The 17,934-nt window shown below is 61.6% G+C and carries 18 protein-coding genes; 9 read left to right on the plus strand and 9 right to left on the minus strand.

The genetic code is table 11. The features are described from left to right. A partial coding sequence (murA, locus tag Q0R16_RS03725; protein ID WP_295632098.1) for a UDP-N-acetylglucosamine 1-carboxyvinyltransferase occupies window positions 1–1,213 on the minus strand: 1,213 nt, incomplete at its 3' end. A gap of 131 nt (window positions 1,214–1,344) precedes the next feature. Here murA and Q0R16_RS03730 point away from each other — a divergent pair. The 5 genes from Q0R16_RS03730 to Q0R16_RS03750 all read left to right on the plus strand — a co-directional run bounded on the left by Q0R16_RS03730 (window position 1,345) and on the right by Q0R16_RS03750 (window position 6,061). Next, on the plus strand, window positions 1,345–2,241 hold the full coding sequence (locus tag Q0R16_RS03730) for a UTP--glucose-1-phosphate uridylyltransferase (RefSeq protein WP_295632101.1): 897 nt from the start codon (window positions 1,345–1,347) through the stop codon (window positions 2,239–2,241). Window positions 2,242–2,674: 433 nt separating this feature from the next. Then, the gene (locus Q0R16_RS03735; RefSeq protein WP_295632105.1) at window positions 2,675–3,583 is read left to right on the plus strand and encodes an RNA-binding domain-containing protein; all 909 of its coding nucleotides are present in this window, start codon (window positions 2,675–2,677) and stop codon (window positions 3,581–3,583) included. 18 nt (window positions 3,584–3,601) lie between these two features. Further along, window positions 3,602–4,513, plus strand: a complete 912-nt coding sequence (locus Q0R16_RS03740; protein WP_295632108.1) for an IS1595 family transposase — start codon at window positions 3,602–3,604, stop codon at window positions 4,511–4,513. A 163-nt stretch (window positions 4,514–4,676) separates the two neighbouring features. After that, window positions 4,677–5,276: a hypothetical protein gene (locus tag Q0R16_RS03745; RefSeq protein ID WP_295632111.1), complete on the plus strand. Its 600-nt coding sequence runs from the start codon at window positions 4,677–4,679 to the stop codon at window positions 5,274–5,276. Between the two features lie 125 nt (window positions 5,277–5,401). Further along, window positions 5,402–6,061 carry an ATP-binding protein gene (locus Q0R16_RS03750; RefSeq protein ID WP_295632114.1) on the plus strand — a complete coding sequence of 220 codons (660 nt, stop codon included), beginning with the start codon at window positions 5,402–5,404 and terminating at the stop codon, window positions 6,059–6,061. 216 nt (window positions 6,062–6,277) lie between these two features. Here Q0R16_RS03750 and Q0R16_RS03755 read toward each other — a convergent pair whose 3' ends face one another. Together Q0R16_RS03755 and Q0R16_RS03760 are read right to left on the minus strand one after the other, a co-directional pair. Next, entirely contained in the window at window positions 6,278–6,412 is a 135-nt protein-coding gene (locus tag Q0R16_RS03755; protein WP_366857056.1) for a hypothetical protein, read from the minus strand. Between the two features lie 62 nt (window positions 6,413–6,474). Continuing rightward, window positions 6,475–8,112 carry an NAD(P)/FAD-dependent oxidoreductase gene (locus Q0R16_RS03760; RefSeq protein ID WP_295632116.1) on the minus strand — a complete coding sequence of 546 codons (1,638 nt, stop codon included), beginning with the start codon at window positions 8,110–8,112 and terminating at the stop codon, window positions 6,475–6,477. Window positions 8,113–8,288: 176 nt separating this feature from the next. On the opposite strand from Q0R16_RS03760, the gene Q0R16_RS03765 reads away from it, so the two are divergent. Further along, on the plus strand, window positions 8,289–8,687 hold the full coding sequence (locus Q0R16_RS03765) for a hypothetical protein (protein ID WP_295632118.1): 399 nt from the start codon (window positions 8,289–8,291) through the stop codon (window positions 8,685–8,687). Window positions 8,688–8,772: 85 nt separating this feature from the next. Then, window positions 8,773–9,153 (plus strand): hypothetical protein, encoded by a 381-nt coding sequence (locus Q0R16_RS03770; protein WP_295632122.1) that lies wholly within the window; start codon window positions 8,773–8,775, stop codon window positions 9,151–9,153. A 209-nt stretch (window positions 9,154–9,362) separates the two neighbouring features. On the opposite strand, the gene Q0R16_RS03775 is transcribed toward Q0R16_RS03770, so the two are convergent. From Q0R16_RS03775 to Q0R16_RS03790, 4 genes are all read right to left on the minus strand, one after another. Next, entirely contained in the window at window positions 9,363–10,676 is a 1,314-nt protein-coding gene (locus tag Q0R16_RS03775) for a cytochrome P450 (protein ID WP_295632124.1), read from the minus strand. A gap of 15 nt (window positions 10,677–10,691) precedes the next feature. Further along, window positions 10,692–12,242 carry an acyl-CoA synthetase gene (locus tag Q0R16_RS03780; RefSeq protein WP_295632126.1) on the minus strand — a complete coding sequence of 517 codons (1,551 nt, stop codon included), beginning with the start codon at window positions 12,240–12,242 and terminating at the stop codon, window positions 10,692–10,694. 270 nt (window positions 12,243–12,512) lie between these two features. After that, window positions 12,513–13,193 carry a M23 family metallopeptidase gene (locus Q0R16_RS03785; RefSeq protein ID WP_295632129.1) on the minus strand — a complete coding sequence of 227 codons (681 nt, stop codon included), beginning with the start codon at window positions 13,191–13,193 and terminating at the stop codon, window positions 12,513–12,515. 189 nt (window positions 13,194–13,382) lie between these two features. Further along, window positions 13,383–14,192, minus strand: coding sequence for a ferritin-like domain-containing protein (locus tag Q0R16_RS03790; protein WP_295632132.1), 810 nt, complete (start codon window positions 14,190–14,192; stop codon window positions 13,383–13,385). Between the two features lie 221 nt (window positions 14,193–14,413). Here Q0R16_RS03790 and Q0R16_RS03795 point away from each other — a divergent pair, with 221 nt between their 5' ends. Next, window positions 14,414–15,412, plus strand: coding sequence for a hypothetical protein (locus Q0R16_RS03795; RefSeq protein ID WP_295632135.1), 999 nt, complete (start codon window positions 14,414–14,416; stop codon window positions 15,410–15,412). A gap of 227 nt (window positions 15,413–15,639) precedes the next feature. Beyond that, window positions 15,640–15,825 carry a hypothetical protein gene (locus Q0R16_RS03800; protein WP_295632137.1) on the plus strand — a complete coding sequence of 62 codons (186 nt, stop codon included), beginning with the start codon at window positions 15,640–15,642 and terminating at the stop codon, window positions 15,823–15,825. A gap of 63 nt (window positions 15,826–15,888) precedes the next feature. Here Q0R16_RS03800 and Q0R16_RS03805 read toward each other — a convergent pair whose 3' ends face one another. Both Q0R16_RS03805 and Q0R16_RS03810 read right to left on the minus strand, forming a co-directional pair. Next, entirely contained in the window at window positions 15,889–16,359 is a 471-nt protein-coding gene (locus Q0R16_RS03805) for a peroxiredoxin (protein WP_295632140.1), read from the minus strand. Then, a complete protein-coding gene (locus tag Q0R16_RS03810) occupies window positions 16,356–17,825 on the minus strand; it encodes a hypothetical protein (protein ID WP_366857062.1) in 1,470 nt (489 codons plus the stop codon). The genes Q0R16_RS03805 and Q0R16_RS03810 overlap by 4 nt, the downstream gene beginning before the upstream one ends. Window positions 17,826–17,934 lie beyond the last annotated feature (109 nt).

Here is a 17,934-nt window from a genome sequence, read left to right on the forward strand (position 1 = left end):
GATCGAGGTGGTACAGCCGGTGGACCTGGGTTTCGCCCTCGGCCGCAAGTCCCGCGATCACCAGGCTCATCGAGGCGCGCAAGTCGGTCGCCATCACTTCGGCGCCGGTCAGCTTGCCCACGCCGTGGACGACCGCAGTACGGCCCTTGGTTTCGATATGCGCGCCCATGCGGTTGAGTTCGGGGACGTGCATGTAGCGGTTTTCGAAGATCGTTTCGGTCAGCACGCTGGCCCCTTCGGCGCGGCACAACATCGCCATAAGTTGCGCCTGCATGTCGGTCGCGAAGCCAGGGTACGGCGCGGTCGACAGCGTAACCGGGCGCAGAGGTCCGTCCGCTTGGACGCGCATTCCGTTCTTGGTCGGCTCGACGCTCACGCCCGCATCGCGCAAGGCCTGGACGGTGGCCTCCATGTCCTCGATCACCGCGCCCTGCAACGTTACGTCGCCACCGGTTATGGCCGCGGCACAGGCGTAGCTGCCCGCTTCGATCCGGTCGGGCATCACCGCATAAGTCGCGCCGTGGAGCCGGGGCACGCCGTGGATGGTGAGGTCGGAACTGCCGATGCCCTCGATCTCGGCACCCATCGCCACCAGCATGTTGCACAGATCGACGATCTCAGGCTCGCGCGCCGCGTTGTGCAGCGTGGATTTGCCGCGCGCCGTCACCGCCGCCATCAGCGCATTCTCGGTCGCACCCACCGAGACCACCGGGAAGCTGTAGCGCCCGCCGGGCAGCCCGCTTGTCGGCGCATGTGCTTTCACATAGCCCGCCGCCAGTTCGATTTGGGCGCCCAGCGCTTCCAGCACCTTGAGGTGCAGGTCGATCGGCCGGTTGCCGATCGCGCAGCCACCCGGCAGCGAGACTGTCGCCTCGCCCATCCGCGCCAGCATCGGACCCAGCACCAGAATCGAGGCACGCATCTTGCGCACCAGTTCATACGGCGCGACGCTGCTGGTAATGCGGGGCGCGGAAAGCGTCATCACTCGCCCGAAGTCCCCCGGCCGGGTGCCCGCGATCGAGGTCGATACCCCGAACTGGTTCATCAGGTGCTGGAACGTATCGATATCCGCCAGCCGCGGCAGGTTGCGCAGCGTCAGCGGCTCGTCGGTCAGCAGCGCACAGGGCAGCAGCGTGAGCGCAGCGTTCTTGGCGCCCGAAACCGGGACGGTGCCGGAAAGGCGCTTGCCGCCTTTGATGATAATCTTGTCCATCGTCCGGCGTTTAACCGCTTTGGCCCCTTGCGCAAGCCGGTGCCGGTGCGCTGTTGATTCCGATGTCGCTTGCGTGTTTCCAAGGATTGCCGTTATTCGTTCTGTAACAATGCATTGGCACGCGGGGCAGGATGACCGAGACAACCACACGCAAACCTATCCGCAAGGCCGTGTTCCCGGTTGCCGGGCTCGGCACGCGGTTTCTGCCCGCCACCAAGGCTATCCCCAAGGAAATGCTGCCGATCATCGACCGGCCGCTGATCCAGTATGCGGTCGACGAAGCGCGCGAGGCGGGAATCGAGGAACTGATCTTCATCACCGGCCGCGGCAAGACCGCGATCGTCGAGCATTTCGACCAGGCCTACGAACTTGAAGCCACGATGGGTGGCCGGGGCAAGTCGCTCGACGTGCTCGAACCCACGCGCATCCAGCCGGGCAACCTCGTCACGGTGCGACAGCAGGTGCCTCTCGGCCTGGGCCACGCGATCTGGTGCGCGCGCGCGATCGTCGGCAACGAACCCTTCGCGATCTTCTTGCCCGACGAACTGATGGTCGGAAATCCGGGTTGCATGAAGCAGATGGTCGAGGCCTACAACGAAGTCGGCGGTAACCTCATCAGCGTGCTCGAAGTGCCCGAGGACGAAGTCTCCAGCTACGGCGTGATCCAACCTGGCAAGCGCGGCTTCGGACCCGGCGGTGCGCTCACCGAAGTGCTCGGCCTGGTCGAAAAGCCGAAACGCGAAGACGCCCCCTCCAACCTCATCATCTCGGGCCGCTACATCCTCCAGCCCGAAGTGATGCGCACGCTCGAAAGCCAGGGCAAAGGCGCCGGCGGCGAAATCCAGCTAACCGACGCGATGGCCCGCATGATCGGCCAGCAACCTTTCCACGCCGTGACCTTCGCCGGCCGCCGCTTCGATTGCGGCAGCAAGACGGGGTTTGTGGAGGCAACGCTCGCACTAGCGCTCGAACGCGAAGACATGGCCGACGAAGTGCGCGCGATGGCGAAGCGGTTGTTGGGGGTTTGATTTTAGTTTTAGGCAATGTTTAGAAAGGGATAGATGCGAGGGCCATTGCCCTCGCGCTCCCGGTGTTTGGCTTGTGACCGCGAAGTAGCGCTGTTAAGAGAAGTTGCGCGGCGGGCTAACTGATTGCAATTGCGCGGGTTTTCTGGCGAGCTTCTCTAACTTCTCGCATATCGCGCATGAGAGTGAAATTCACAGCGGAACTTTCCCCCGCGAATTTCCGCGCAAGATCAGGACATTACCGACGATTTGAAAGAACCACCCGGCCATAGCAGGGTGCGGCGATGTAGGAAATTGGTTGCGCGTCGCTTACGGCTGGACTGGCGTTGATGCCTAATTGGCACCAACCCATGGTATGTCGACGTTATCGTCGACATACTAGATGTAGGGTGTCGACGCTATCGTCGACACCCTGTACCTTGCTGCCATGAACCAAATGGAACTGCCCTTCGAAGGCCCGTTCGCGGTGGCCGATAGCCCGGCCCTCTGGACCCCACGCGAGATATGGGTTCGGCTCACAGCTCAAATGATGCCCTTCTTCTCGGAAGGACGGCGAATTGACAACAAGGGTGGCGCCAAAGTCGATTTTCACGACATGGCGAAGTACCTTAGCGCCTTTTCAAACACTCCCGATGGTGGAGTGTTGGTTTTTGGTGCGGATTCAGACGGTAATCCTACAGGGTGCAGTAGTCTATCTTCTGACCAACTAAACAGGATCGAATCTTGCCACACGCAGCTTTGCCCGGAAGCCAAGCCTGAATTTCGCAGGATCGAAGCAACGGTCAATGGCAAGCAGGATTTCTGTGTTGCTATTTACATTCCATACGTTGGGCGATTGATCGAAACAAACAAGCCCGAGGCTTGGATCAGGTATGGAGACACCATCCACAAAATGAGCGATGAGGAAAAGCAGGATTTCCGCTCGACTCGACAGGAGTTGACGTTTGAGCTGTCGCGCGCGCCATACGCGTTCCCCGAAGATTTTGACGATGGCATAATTCAAGATTTCTGTGATGGCTTCAGAACGCGCGAACGGCGAGAAGATTGGGGCAACGCCGAGATATTGCGAGACAGGTTTTTACTGGCTGACGAGAATGGTCGGCTTGCACCCAACAATGCCCTCGTGCTGCTTGCAGCAAAAAGCCCCCGCAAAAGCATTCCAGGGTGCAGGGTAAGAGTTCAACGGTTTGGTGACAATACAGAGGGAACTGGAAACAGCTACACGCCCCTCAGGGATCGATTCTTTGAAGGAAATGTTGTCTCGATTATCAAGGCGGCAGCTCAAGAATTAGATGAACTAGTGTATGATGTCACTGGCAATTATATACTTGACTACGCAGCATGACCGGCGCATATCTTTGGCATGGCAACGAACATCACAGACCCGATCTTCCACGACGAAGCCAAGGCGCTCGCGCATATTGAGGCTTCGCGCTGGAATGGTGAACCCAACTGCGGCCATTGCGGTTCGCTCCGCGTTCGCCGCCTTGAAGGCAAGATGACTGGCTATTTCCAGTGCAACGATTGCCGCGAGAAGTTCACCGTCCGCACTGGCAGCATCATGGAGCGCAGCCACGTTCCTCTGCACAAGTGGTTGCTGGCATTCCACCTCATGGCCGCGTCCAAGAAGGGTATGAGCGCCAAGCAGATGGAGCGTATGCTGGGCGTCACTTACAAGACCGCGTGGTTCCTTTGCCATCGCATCCGTGAGGCTATGGACGGCGCGGCTCCTACCGGCCCGATGGGCGGCAAGAACGAAGTCGTTGAAGCCGATGAAACCTACGTCGGCGGCAAGGCCAAGAATCGCGCCACCCGCTCGCCCGCTCCCAAGAAGGCGGTTGTCGCCCTTGTGCAGCGTGACGGAATCGCTCGTTCGTTCCACGTTGCCAACGTCAACGCCAAGGACGTCCGCGCCCTAGTCGTCACCAACATCGATCGCGCCTCGGTCCTGATGACCGACGAAAGCGCCATCTACACCCGCATGGGCAAGGAGTTCGCCAACCACTACACGGTGAACCACAGCGCTGCGGAATACGTCACCACGGGCGGTTTCAAGCACTCCAACACCGCCGAAAACTTCTTCTCCATTTTCAAGCGCGGCGTGATCGGCACCTATCACCACATGAGCGAAGCCCACCTTGGCCGCTACTGCGCCGAGTTCGATCTGCGCTACAACACCCGCAACATGAACGACGGCGAGCGCGCTGCACTCATGCTCAAGGGCGGCGAAGGCCGTCGCCTCACCTATCGGCGGACTGATAAGCTCGCCGCCTAAGCTGGCACGCATACCCCGCCAGAGCGGAGAGCGCCGCAAACGCTACTTCGATTGACTCGACTCCTTGCCCCGCTTCCCGGTAGCTTGGTGCGGCTTGTGAGGCATGGTGAAGGCGCGCTTTAGCGCCGCCTCTCGACGGGCCACCGTCTCCGCTTCGGAGTAGGTGTCATCTTCACTGCGAGATGCCATGCTTATACCAACTCCTCCACTTACCCCCGAACACCAAACGCTGATCAACGACCGGAACACTCAAATTGGCAATATCTGCGTTCAATGGGCTCACATTGAGTCTCAACTCTCAATCACCATTTGGGCGCTTCTACACCTTGACGATGCGACCGGCAAATTGGTTACAGGCGGGCTTGATATGATGGCGCGGGTAAGCATGGCCTTAAGGCTAGCCCAGCACCTTAGGGCACCCGGCCTTTTGATTGCAGCTATCAAGAAAGTTAGAACCGAGCTTCAGACTGGGCTGCTTGAAAAACGAAACCTCGTTGTCCATGGCCAGCGCAATCTAGATTTCAACAATACAACTGTTGAATATTTTGAGGTTCATCGCGGTAAATCGGCTGGTATAAAACAATCACTAACCAACGCTCAATTACATGAAATCGGCATGAAGCTTTATTGGATTGGTATAGAATATTATGCTGTGTTATTTGCACAAGGGGTTCTTACTACGCAAAAAGGCAAGCCAGAACGGATCATTGCGTTAAGGCCCGAAATGAATGCGGCTTCAAGCGAATCTACTGATAAATCGTAATCTGAGAATGCATCGAGAGCTGCCTCTATCATATCTCGGGTGACTTCAATCTGAGCGCCGGCCTGTCCCGAATCGTCTATCATGGCATCCTGCGTAGTTAAAGACATAATTGCCATGTCACTTGGTTGAACAAAGATGGTAAGTTTGAAACTACGCCGGAATATCCACGTTGGGCCTGGTTTGAGGCACTCGTAAACGCTTGTGTTCATCGATCTTACAGTTTTTCCGGAACCGATGTTACGGTCAAACTTTTCCCGAATAGAATGGAAATTGAAAGTCCTGGTGGTTTTGTTCCACCCGTCAATGAAAACAATCTTTATCTCACAAGAGCTGCACGTAACCATCATTTCATGGATGCGATGCGCTATCTTGGATATGTGCAGATGGCGCAGGAAGGTACGCGGCGCATTAAAGAAAGTATGGAAAATTATAGTCTTCCTGATCCAGTATTTAAGCAAGAAGCTCTTCATGGTGTCGTTGTAAGGGTTACGCTATTCAACGACCACCTCACTCGCAAGCGCGCATCAGATCGCGATGTAGCAGTCTATTTTGGCGTAGAGGTCTGGCGAATGCTGCAAGAGCATGAAATTGCGCTTGCGGCTCATGCTTACCGAAATCGAGTCATCCACGTCTCTGATGCGTCGCGATTAACAGGTCGTACTTGGGCCACTTCAAAGAAGGATCTGGACCGCCTTGTTCGCAAGGGCGTTCTTGAATTTATCAGCGGAAATTACACGCGGGATTCGAAATCTCATTACCGCCTCACGGAAAAAGCAAATGGATAAGCACCCTGTGCTCTGTAACTTGCTTGAGTGACCGGGGTTGGGCCCTTTCCCCTCTACCGTCGTTCCGGCGGTCCCCCTCCCCGAACAACCTCGGGGAGGAATTGGTGGCAGCGCGACTTGGCTTTCAATCGCCAAATGTCTGGGAGCGCGAGGGGGTAACCCCCTCGCGTTTAAATCCTTCGATTCCCTTCAATAATCCCTGAATTCACCACCCGCTCAAACCGCCCTGAACCGCAGCTGCAGCGACTTCAGCCTATAAACGAACACCGACTGGATGCGCTTCGGCTCTCCCGCCAGTTCGATGCTGCCCACCCGATCGAGCAGCGCTTCGAACAGGATGCGCATTTCCATCGGCACCCATCGCCCATGCATCCCGGTGCCTTGGTTTTTGACCGCCCGGCCAAGCGACCCCGCTATGCGCCTTGCGCAACACAGGCTTTCGCCAGTGCTTCTGCCACCTTGATCCCGTCCACTGCTGCCGAAAGGATCCCGCCGGCATATCCGGCGCCCTCTCCGGCGGGGAACAGGCCGGACGTGTTCAGGCTCTGGAAGTCGTCGCCCCGCGTGAACCGCACGGGCGAGGACGTGCGCGTCTCCACGCCTGTCATCACCACGTCCGGATGATCGTACCCCGGAATCTGGCGGCCGAACACCGGCAGCGCCTCGCGCATCGCGGCGACGGCGAAGTCGGGGAGGCACTCGGCAAGATCGGTCGGCTGCACGCCGGGCCGATAGGACGGGATGACCGATCCCAGCGCGGTCGATGGTCGACCCGCCAGGAAATCGCCGAGCCGCTGCGCCGGCGCCTTGTAGTTCGAGCCGCCCGCAACGAACGCGCGGCGCTCCCAGTGGCGCTGCAGCGCAAGCCCGGCGAGCGGATCGCCCGGATAGTCGCGGGCCGGGTCGATCCCCACGACGAACCCGGAATTGGCGTTGCGCTCGTTGCGCGAATACTGGCTCATGCCGTTCGTCGCAACGCCGCCTTCTTCGGACGTTGCCGCGACCACCGTTCCGCCGGGGCACATGCAGAAGCTGTAGACGGTCCGGTCGTTCGAGCAGTGGTGCGAAATATGGTATTCGGCGGCCCCCAGGATCGGGTTGCCGGCGTTGAGGCCAAAGCGCGCGCGGTCGATCCATGATTGGGGATGCTCGATGCGGACCCCGATCGAGAACGGCTTCGCCTCGACATGCACGCCTGCGTTGTGGAGCATCTGGAACGTATCTCGCGCGCTGTGGCCGATCGCCAGCACGACATGGCTCGCTTCCAGATACGCGCCGGTGTGGAGGTGGAGGCCGCGGACGCGGCGCCCGCCGTTGGCGTCGACATCGATATCGATGCCCTCGACGCGCGTCTCGAACCGATACTCGCCCCCCAGGGCCTCGATCGACGCGCGCATGCTCTCGACCATCGTCACAAGGCGGAAGGTGCCGATGTGCGGGTGCGCCTCGGTCAGGATCTCGGGCGGAGCGCCGGCCTTGACGAACTCGATCAGCACCTTGCGGTCGAGGTGACGGGGGTCCTTGATCCGGCTGTAAAGCTTGCCGTCAGAGAAGGTCCCGGCGCCGCCTTCGCCGAATTGCACGTTGGATTCGGGGTTGAGCACGCTTCTGCGCCACAGCCCCCAGGTGTCCTTCGTCCGTTCGCGCACGACTTTGCCGCGATCGAGAACGATCGGGCGAAAGCCCATCTGCGCCAGGATCAGCGCGGCGAACAATCCACACGGCCCCGCGCCCACGATTACCGGCCGCGCCGCCCCCGCCGCCGCCACCCCTGCCGGTGCCTGCGCGACATGGCGATAGCTGGTGTCGGGCGTGGGCTGAACGTCGCGATCCTTGCGAAACCGCGCGAGCACCGGAGCCTCGTTCCTGAGTGTCACGTCGACCGTGTAAACCAACTGGATGTTGGCCTTTTCGCGCGCGTCGTTCCCCCGGCGGACGATCTGATAGCGCACCACGTCGCGGGGGGTGACCCGCAGCCGCTTGAAAATCGCCGCAAGCAGCGCCTCGTCCGCGTGATGCAGGGGCAATGTCAGGTTGGTAAGGCGCAGCATGGGCTGCCTGTAGCGATTCAAACCGCAGGACGACACCGCCGATCAGCCGTCGATTGCGGAAATCGGGAAGATGTCGCTTCGCTCGGAAGGGCCGGTCGCGCCCAAAGGAGGTCGTTCTTCGGTCATCGTCGCCGTCCCGATTGCGGACATGGTCGTTTTGGCCCTAGGGTTTTCCGATGGAGCCAATTCCTCGCTTTCACGATGGCTATGTGACCGGCCTCCGCCTTCGAGATGAGGCTGTGACGATATACCTTCAAGATGTGAGCGGCTCCGATTATGAACTTCTCCTCGAAGGGCTGGAGGCGCTGCACGTTGAGAATTTTCGTGAGGGCAACGTCATACTTGTCGCCGAGGTCGTCACGGGGCGCACACCAGATGCGGACACAGATTTCGACAGCCTTTTCATTCCGCCTCATCCTTCCGCAGATGCTCAGTATCACGACGCGCATGGCCTTGTATTGAAACGGCAGATTGCGCGGATTGAAACCGGCGAACTCAGTTTGGTACTGATCGTTCCGTCGTATGGCGCAGATTTACTGGCGACTTGCCGCGAGGTGGTCTGCCGCCCCGTATGACGGTTACGCCCAGTTGCCGTCAGTCTGGAATGGTGCGAATCTCCTCCGTCACCGGCGATGGTTGCCAACTTCGGAGCGCAGGCTTGTGAGTGCACCAATTCCAATTCTGAAGGACGAAGAGCAGGAGCATCCTGTTCCGTCAATATGGAGGAGTACGCTTCGGGACATCGCGGAGGCCCTCAAAGATGGGAACTTCAACCTACGTAGCCTCGCCGATGTCGTTCCGCTTGACGATAACACAGCGGCTCGAATTGTCCGAAATATTAATGACTATGGCTGCGCGTTAACGTCGCTCCCGGACGCAAGTTGGGACACTTCGGTCTGCCAGTGGCAATTGGAATACTGGGAAGTGCTGGTGGACTTGTTCACCGTCGAGGAGGGCTGTAGCGATTTGGTTTTGCATGTTCACGTTTTCGAGCGCGGTGGCGTTTTCGATTTCAAAGTGCACTTCGTTTATGTGCCATAGCGCGGGCCATGGTCGCGTGTGGCAATGTCAGCTTTCCACCGATTCCCGCCGTCTACCCCGGCTGCAAAGCCGCCAACAGCCGTCATCCGACGAAGCAAGCCAACGCACCGTCGCGCAGGATCTGTCCTCGACGATAATGGGAGCGCGAGGGGGTAACCCTCTCGCAACTAACCTTCCTGCTTCTTGAAAATAGCGAAGCTGTCGCCCCCTCAAGCCGCCTTCCACCGCAGTGGCAAAGACTTAAGCCCGCCGACGAACACCGACTGGATGCGCCTGGGTTCGCCGGCCAGTTCGATGCTGTCCACGCGATCGAGCAGCGTTTCGAACAGGATGCGCATTTCCATGCGGGCGAGGTGCAGGCCCAGGCACTGGTGCGCGCCGGCGCCGAACGCCAGGTGACGATTTGCCGCTCGCCCCGCGTCGAAGCGGCGGGGGTCTGGGAAACGCGCGGGGTCGTGGTTGGCGGCGACGTAGTTGATCATGATGTAATCGCCCTTGGCGATTGTCTGGCCGCCGATTTCGGTGTCGGCACTGGCGGTGCGCATGAAGTGCTGGACGGGGGTGGTCCAGCGGATGGCCTCTTCGACGATACCTGAGAGCAGGCTGCGGTCGGCTTTCACCCGCGCGAATTGCTCGGGGTCTTGCGCCAATGCGAGCATGGCGCCGGCGGTTGAGGCGCTGGTGGTGTCGTGGCCGGCGCTGGCGGTGATGATGTAGTAGCCGGCGGTGTCGCGGTCCTCCAGCGGGTGGCCGTCGATCTGCGCGTTGGCGATCACGCTGGCGAGATCGTCGGCGGGGTTGGCGCGGCGCTGGGCGGCGAGGCCGGCGAAATAGTCCTCGAAGTTCTTTACCGCGCCCGCCACGATTTGGATGATCTGTTCGGGCGCCAGGTTCTTGATCGGCGACTGGTTGAGGTCTTCGTCCTGCCCGCCGAACATCTGCTGGGTCAGCATCAGCATGCGCGGTTCGTCCTCCTCGGGCACGCCCAGGATCTGCATGACGACGTGGAGCGGATAGGGCGCCGAGACGACGCGCGCGAAATCCACCTCGGGCCCGGCGGCGAACATGCGGTCGATCGCGTGGCCGGCGATCTCGCGGATCCGGCCCTCCAGCTTCATCAGGTTCTTGGGCATGAACCAGTCCTGCGTCAGCCGGCGCAGCTTGGGGTGCTTGGGCGCGTCGATCTGGACGAGCGATTCGACCAGGTTGGGGTTGCCGCCGGTGATGGCGCAGACCAGCGCCTCGCCTTCGCGGGTGGAGAACACCGAGGGGCGCGGGGCGTTGAGGAAGGTCGCATTGTCCTTGCTGACGGCCATGCAATCATCGAATTTGGTGAGCAGCCAGAACGGTTCGTGGATATCCTCGGGCGAGACAATCCGCGCCACCGGCATGTCCGCGCGGAGGCGGTCGAAGCGATCGAGTTGGTCGTCCCACGCGGCGTAAGCCTTGGGGTTGATGACGGCGAAAGCGTCTTCGGGCGTCGCAACAGGAACGGGGGCGGTGGGAACGGAAATGGAGGCCATGGTGGTCCTTGGATGTCAGGCAGTTTGCGCAGCGGCGGCGCGGTATTCCTCGCGCAGCAGGCGCTTGAACAGCTTGCCGGTGGGTTCGCGCGGCAGTTCGGCGCGGAAGTCGATCTGGCGCGGCATCTTGATGCGGCTGAGTTGCGGGCCGAGCCACGCGGTCAATTCGTCAGCCAGCGCGGGGCCGGCCTCGGCCATGTCGGCGGGCTGGACGATGGCGACGACGCGCTCGCCCATTTCGGCATCGGGCGCACCGATTACTGCGACGTCGGTAACTTTGGGGTGCGTGATCAGCAGGTTCTCGATTTCCTGCGGGTAGATGTTGACCCCGCCCGAAATGATCATGAAGCTCTTGCGGTCGGTGAGGTAGAGGAAGCCGTCCTCGTCCTCCCAGCCTACGTCGCCCAGGCTGGTCCAGCCGTGTTTGTTGCGCGAACTGGCGGTCTTCTCGGGATCGTTGTGGTATTGGAACACGGGTGCGGCGGGGTCGGGCTGTTCGAAGAACACCTGGCCTTCGGTGCGGCGGGGGACTTCATCGCCGTCATCGTCGCAGATGCGGATCGTGGCGGTCAGCGCGCGGCCGACCGAGCCGGGGTGCGCCAGCCAGTCGGCGCTGGTCAGGAAGGTGAAGCCGTTGCCTTCGGTGCCGGCGTAGTATTCCATCAGCACCGGGCCCCACCATTCGATCATCGCGTGCTTGACCGGAACGGGGCACGGCGCGGCGGCGTGGATCGCGCACTTGAGCGTGGAGATATCGTACTTCGCGCGCACTTCGGGCGGCAGCTTGAGCAGGCGGACGAAGTGTGTGGGCACCCACTGGCTGTCGGTGACCTTGTAGCGCTCGATCGCGGCGAGCGCAGCTTCGGGATCGAACTTTTCCATCACCACAACGGTTCCGCCCAGGCGGTGGACCGACATCGACCAGCGCAGCGGTGCGGCGTGATATAGCGGTGCGGGGGAGAGATAGACCGAATCGGGCGTGATGCCGAAGGCTTGCGAGGCGATCCCCATCAGCGCGTTGACCGCGCCGATCGCGGGTTCTTCGGGCAGCGGCTGGCGCACGCCCTTGGGCTTGCCGGTGGTGCCCGACGAATAGAGCATGTCGCAGCCGGCGCGTTCGTCCGCCACCGGGTGTGCGGGCATCTCCGCCAGTGTGGCTTCGAGATCGTGGTCACCGATGGCGCCGATGCGCAATTGCGGAACATCGGGCGCCGCTTGCGCCACCGGGTCGAGCACGTGCGCCAGGCTGGCCGAACCGAGCAGCAGCTTGGCGCCGCTGTCGTGCGCAATATAGGCGATTTCGGGCGGGGTCAGCCGGCTGGAGATTGCGACATAGACCAGGCCCGCGCGCTGCGCGCCCCAGCACAGCGCGAAATACATCGGGTGGTTTTCGAGGCACAACGCGACGGTGTCGCCGATCGCCAGCCCGCGCGAGCGCAGCAGTTGGGCCACGCGGTTGCTGGCTGTATCCAGCTCGCCATACGTTACCGTCTCGCCGCTGCCGGCCATGATCACCGCGGGCTTGTCGGGCGAGGTGACCGCATGGAACGTGGGGTGGAATTGCATGGCCGAAGTCCTCTCGTGCGGTCGTCATGCGCCGCGTTCGAGGGCAGTTTAACCGATCGATTAAGAACCGCAACGGGAATGTCGGGAGCCGGACCCGGCCTTGCACAGCTTGCTGCCGGTGCCTTTTCCGCCGCCACAAAAAGGAAAGGGCAGCATCGCGTGCCGCCCTTTTCCCCCATCCTCTCCAAGATGGAACTCTGAAACTCGCCATGACGCCTACACTGCCATGATCATTCTGTCAAAGCCTGTTGTGGCGCAAGAATGCGAATGTCAGCGGCTGGCGAGCACGGTGGCGTCGTCGCCATCGCCCACTTCGCCACCATGCATGTAGGGAATGGGGTTGACCGCCGCGCCATCGACGCGAACTTCGTAATGCAGATGCGGCCCGGTCGAGTTGCCGGTGCTGCCGACATAGCCGATCACTTCGCCCTTGTGGACGAACTGGCCTTCGGCAACCGCGATCCGGCTCATGTGGCCGTAACGGGTTTCGAGGCTGCCGCCGTGTTCGATCTGAACGTAAAGGCCGTAGCCGGCGTAGCGTTCGGCCATCGCCACCGTGCCATCGGCTGAGGCGTGGATCGGGGTGCCGGTTGGCGCGGCAAGGTCGACGCCCTTGTGCTGGCGGCGGCCGCCTTGAATCGGGTGCCAGCGCATGCCGAAGCCGCTGGTCATGTGCACGCCCGAAAGCGGCACGATCGATGGAATGGAAACGGCGCCCTTTTGGGGCGCCGCCGATGGAATGCGGGTGTTGCCGTCAAGCGCCTGCCACGACGCGAACAGATGCTGGAACTGCTCGTCGCCCGAACTGGTGGTGGTGCTGGTGCGGGTGGCTTCGGCGGCACGCAGCGGAGCCGCGATATCGGCCGAAGAAGCCGAATTGGCCAGCGCGGGAGCACTTGCGAGTGTGCCGGCGGCAATTGCGATGATAGCAGACAGAAAGCGGATTTGCATTTGCGACCCTAGACCCGTGTTGACCCCGGACACTTGCGCGATGTTGTGCGCTTGAAGTGCCGTCCCGGCGTTACCAAAAAAGGATCCCATTCGAGGTGTGGCCAAGAGCCGCACCACGTTGGAAGTTTTTATTGGAGTTGGCTGGAACCCCCCACCCATCTCGTAGTTTGGGGTTAACGGAGGCATGGTTCAGATGGCAAGCGCCGATGCGCTGAGCCGCGACAGACCGGCTGCATGACGCGCTGAGTCGTTGAACGGCGGCTTAAGTTGGCCGCGGAAGTGTTTCTCGACCAGCATTTTCCAAAGCTGGGGCGCTGATTCGCCTCGTTCTTCGCACACCGTTTCGAAATGCGTTGTGCCGAACCGCACATGGTTGATTTCATCGTCAAGGATTCGCGTGAGGATGCGCGCGGAGCGTGTGTCACCCGCCGCGGCGAAGCGTTCGATCATCACCGGCGTGACGTCCAGCCCGCGCGCTTCGAGCACCATCGGCACCACCGCCAGCCGTGCGGCGACATCGTGCGCAGTCTCGCGAGCGGCGTCCCACAGACCATCGTGCGCGGGCAATGCGCCGTAGAAGCTGCCCAGCGTATGCAGCCGGCGATCGACCAGCGAAAAGTGCATCGCTTCATCGGCCGCGACCGAAAGCCAGTCGGAGATGAAGCCAGGCCCACGCGCCCTGCCGAAGCGACCGGCCATATCGAGAGCGAGATCGATCGCGACGAATTCGATATGCGCCAGCGAATGGAGCAGCGCGATCCGTCCGCGTTCAGACCCGCCGCGCCCGCGCTTGGGCATGCGGTTTGGTGGCAGCAGTTCTGGCAGGGCGGGGCGCGCGGGATAATCCGGCATCGTGGCGGCGCAGGCGGGTGCCAGCCGGCCCAGCCTCCAGTCGCGCGCTACGCCCCGCGCGGCCATCGCTTTCGCGCGCGGGTCGGCGGTAAGGAGCGCTGCGCGGATCGCAGCCGTGATGGTGGTGGTGACGGTACGGTTAGTCATGGTGTCCATTTAAGCTCACGCTTGCCCGGCGTCAGCCCCATCTGAACCAGCACAGCTTTTCCGGAGGCTCCCATCTGCGAGAAGGCAACTCTCATCGAGTATTTTTACAAAATAATCAAATAGAAACAATACTTTCTTCGGTGCCCATGCAGTCGATTGACTAATTTTATTGCCACAGCACGATCAATCGCTAATATTATGTTAAATATGGGGAATTAAATATGAAAAATTCAGCGGCATTGCTTGCTGTCAGTTCTGCTTTTATTTCGGGCTCGAGCCTGAGCGCGGCAACAACGCAGCAACGAGCGGTGACGGTTACACCGCAAACACCTTGCCTCGCCATCAAGACGACTGATCAGGTTTTTGAATATCGCAACATGCAGGCAACGACGTTCAAGCGTGGAGACATTCGGTATGTCGCGGTGTACGGCTGCCTTGTTACAACTGTGCCTGAGAAAATTCGGAGTGTTGTAGTTAGTTTTGTTGCGAAGGATGCGCTCGGTGCGATCATCAGCAATTCCAACGGGCAGCAGATGTTGACGCCCACCCAAACAATCGGATTCTGGAGCAACAAAACTCCAGGCTGGACCGTGCCAGCCGCAGCCGAACTGTCCATCAATAATGGCGCAGGGTCAGCTGAGGTAAAGTGGGTGCAGGTGACTGTTTTGTGGCGAGAGTTAACGGGTAATTCGCACACGGAAGTCTATCTGCTCAGCACCGATCCCAAGCCCCTTGAGGGTGATGCTCCAACTGCTCCTGTTGATGGCGATCTTCCGGCCTTTGAGGCAGAGCCGCAGCGCGCCGACTGCGTACTTGTGGGGGATCAACCGCGATTTAAGGTCGAAGATGTACAACTGCGGTTATCGCGCCTCACGTCTCCGACCGGCCCTGTGCCAATCGCCAGTTATCAAGCAAAAGTTGAAATTCCTAGCTATGTAACGATGTCCAAAGCCTGGGTCACTTTTTCCGCATTTGATCGCTACGGCAATTTTATTGGTTCGGATGGCGGCGTGATCGGCGGAAAGAAGGACCAGCCGCCTCCACCCTCTACAACAGTGCCCGAGGGTTTTAGTCTTCGCACTGGTAATTTTGCGCGGGTCAGCAACCGGACGCTGTTGACTTTCCAATGGTATGACACCGTCGGATGTCGTTGGTCTGAAAACCACTTTGTAGACGCCGTTCGGATTGCGCTCGTCGCTCGCGCAGAGCGTAGAGAATGAGCGGAGCAACCCAAATAGTTGAATTAATGTGACACGTGCAATAACCCCCTTACCTCAGCCGATGTAAAGCCGCGCATCAGTCCGAACGCACTGGCACCATGCCGACCCGCCCGTCAGCAAAAGTTAAGCATCTTCGGTGAAAGAACCAGCATCATCGGAGGAGCTTTCGGGTGCGCGCATTTTCAACATGCCTTTTGGGTCTTTTGCTATCGGGCTGTGTCGCATCGATGGCGGGGAGTGCCGTCACCGGCCTTGCCGGCACTGCGGTCCGCGCGCCATTCAAGGTGGGCAGCAAGGCGATCGATGTGGGGACGACCAGCCAGGACGAAGCCGATCGCAATCTCGGCCGAAAGATTCGCAAGCAGCGCAAACGCGAAGAGCGCGAGCGCCGTGAGGCCAGCCAAGCGGACTGAACTTTGCCGATCGAGCCACCGCGATCAAGGTAGCCGCCTCAATGACCGCTACCCCCCTTCACATCAACCCTTCGCCGCGGCCAACACCTCGTCCGCGTGGCCCTTGACCTTCACCTTGTTCCACACCCGCGCGATCTTGCCCGCCGCATCGACCAGGTACGTCGTGCGCTCCATCCCCATGTAGGTGCGGCCATACATCGACTTTTCGGTCCAGATGCCGAGCGCGTCGGACAGGCCGCCGGTTTCGGAATCGGAGGCGAGCGGCGCTGTCAGCGCGTGCTTTTCGATGAATTTCGCGTGCTTCTTCGGCGGGTCCTTGCTGATCCCCAGCAGCGCGACTCCGGCCGCCGCGAACGCGCCGGCCAGCGCGGAAAAGTCCTTGTTCTCGGTGGTGCAGCCCGGCGTATCGTCCTTGGGATAGAAGAACAGCACCAGCGGCTTGCCGCGGTATTGCGCGGCGGTCACGGTGCCGCCTTCGGGCAGGGCCAGTTCGAAATCGGGCAGCGTGTCGCCCTCGCCAATGCGCTCGCTCATGCCAAGTACTCCATTGCGATCGTTTCGCCGAATGTCGCTGCCCATTGCGCTGCGACCACTTCGCGTGCCGCTTTAACCGCGCCGAGCAGGGATGCCCAGTCCTCCTGCCCACACAGGCGGGCTACAATCGGTTGGCTGGCGGGGGGCGGATAGCCGCCATCGGGCGCCATCAGCCGCACCGTCACCAGCAGGCGCGTGAGCAGGTCGTGCGCCGTGCCGAAGCCTTGACCGACCAGACCCGCCGCGGTCAATTCCGCAATCGCGGCGCGCAAATCCGGTTTCAGCCCGACCCGGTCGCGCAGTTGCGCCACGTGGACGATGAACTCCACATCGACCAGCCCGCCGCGCAGCAGTTTGACGTCGAGCGGACCCTTGGGCAGCTTGTGCTGCGCAATATCGCCGCGCATCTTGAGTGCATCGGCGCACAATTTGGCGGGATCGCGCGGTTGCGCGGCGACCGAAGCGATGATCCCGGCCAGCGCCGCGCGGTCCCCCGCCTCGCCGAACACCGGCCGCGCGCGCATCAGCGCCATGTGCTCCCAGGTCCAGGCCTGTTCGCGCTGATAGCGCGCGAAGCTCTCGAAGCTGACCGCCAGCGGGCCCTGCGCCCCGGACGGCCGCAGCCGCACGTCGACCTCGTAGAGCGCACCTGCGGCGGTCGGCACGCTCAACGCGGCGATCACGCGCTGCGCCAGCCGGTTGTAGTAGAGCGTGCCGCCGAGCGGCTTGGGCCCGGCGGATTCGGCCGCGAAATCGCCGCTGAACAGGAACACCAGGTCGAGGTCCGACGCGTGCGTCAGCGCGCCGCCGCCCAGCCGGCCGAGCCCGAGGATCGCCATGCGGCTGTCGGGAACCCGGCCGTGGATCGCCTCGAATTCGCGGGTTGCGGCATCGGCGAGCACCGTGATCGCGGCCTCCGCGACACGCGCCAGCGCTTCGGCGGCATCGAGCGGATCGCGGCCGCCTTCGACGAGTTGCACCCCCAGCGCAAAGCGCAATTCGCCCACGCGCAGCCGCACGCGATCGAGCAGTCGCTGGTAATCGTCGCCCGCTTCGCCGCGCGCAAGGCCGGTGGCGATGTCCTCGACGCTGCCCGGCAGGTCGAAGGCGGTGCGGTCGATCAGGATGTCGATCAGGTCGGCGCGGCGCGCCAGTTCGTCGGCCAGAGCGGGTGCGTGCGCGAGCACTTTCATCAGGATGGCCAGCAGCGCCGGCCGGGCTTCGAGCAGACGAAAGACGTTGATTGCGCTGGGCAGGTTGGCCAGCACCTGCTCCCAGCGCAGCAGCGCGCGCATCGGGTCGGGCGCCTCGGCCAGCGCGGCGAGCAGCGCCGGTCGGACCGCATCGAACGCGGCGCGCGCCTCGGGCCCACGCAGCGCGCGGGTGCTGCCGCTGGTCCAGCCTTCGATCCGCGCGGCCAGCGCCTCGGTGTCGGCGAAGCCCAACGTGGCGAGTTGTTCGCGCAAGCCGATACACGCCCTACCACGACCAAGCGCTCACCTGTCGTCGCCGCTATCTCGGCAGCGATTGCCAGCGCTCCCGCCGCAGCCGCGCCAGCGCCCGGCTCGCCACAAG

Origin of the sequence: Novosphingobium sp. (genome assembly GCF_025351285.1) — a bacterium.
GTDB lineage: Bacteria > Pseudomonadota > Alphaproteobacteria > Sphingomonadales > Sphingomonadaceae > Novosphingobium.

Bases quoted from the DNA above. Each gene is read 5' to 3' on its own strand.
- Q0R16_RS03765 (WP_295632118.1), top strand. From the start codon at position 8,289: ATGGAGCCAATTCCTCGCTTTCACGATGGCTATGTGACCGGCCTCCGC.
- Q0R16_RS03760 (WP_295632116.1), bottom strand. From the start codon at position 8,112: ATGCTGCGCCTTACCAACCTGACATTGCCCCTGCATCACGCGGACGAG.
- Q0R16_RS03740 (WP_295632108.1), top strand. From the start codon at position 3,602: ATGGCAACGAACATCACAGACCCGATCTTCCACGACGAAGCCAAGGCG.
- Q0R16_RS03790 (WP_295632132.1), bottom strand. From the start codon at position 14,192: ATGACTAACCGTACCGTCACCACCACCATCACGGCTGCGATCCGCGCA.
- Q0R16_RS03730 (WP_295632101.1), top strand. From the start codon at position 1,345: ATGACCGAGACAACCACACGCAAACCTATCCGCAAGGCCGTGTTCCCG.
- Q0R16_RS03755 (WP_366857056.1), bottom strand. From the start codon at position 6,412: ATGGAAATGCGCATCCTGTTCGAAGCGCTGCTCGATCGGGTGGGCAGC.
- Q0R16_RS03795 (WP_295632135.1), top strand. From the start codon at position 14,414: ATGAAAAATTCAGCGGCATTGCTTGCTGTCAGTTCTGCTTTTATTTCG.
- Q0R16_RS03735 (WP_295632105.1), top strand. From the start codon at position 2,675: ATGGAACTGCCCTTCGAAGGCCCGTTCGCGGTGGCCGATAGCCCGGCC.
- Q0R16_RS03780 (WP_295632126.1), bottom strand. From the start codon at position 12,242: ATGCAATTCCACCCCACGTTCCATGCGGTCACCTCGCCCGACAAGCCC.
- Q0R16_RS03785 (WP_295632129.1), bottom strand. From the start codon at position 13,193: ATGCAAATCCGCTTTCTGTCTGCTATCATCGCAATTGCCGCCGGCACA.
- Q0R16_RS03805 (WP_295632140.1), bottom strand. From the start codon at position 16,359: ATGAGCGAGCGCATTGGCGAGGGCGACACGCTGCCCGATTTCGAACTG.
- Q0R16_RS03800 (WP_295632137.1), top strand. From the start codon at position 15,640: ATGGCGGGGAGTGCCGTCACCGGCCTTGCCGGCACTGCGGTCCGCGCG.
- Q0R16_RS03775 (WP_295632124.1), bottom strand. From the start codon at position 10,676: ATGGCCTCCATTTCCGTTCCCACCGCCCCCGTTCCTGTTGCGACGCCC.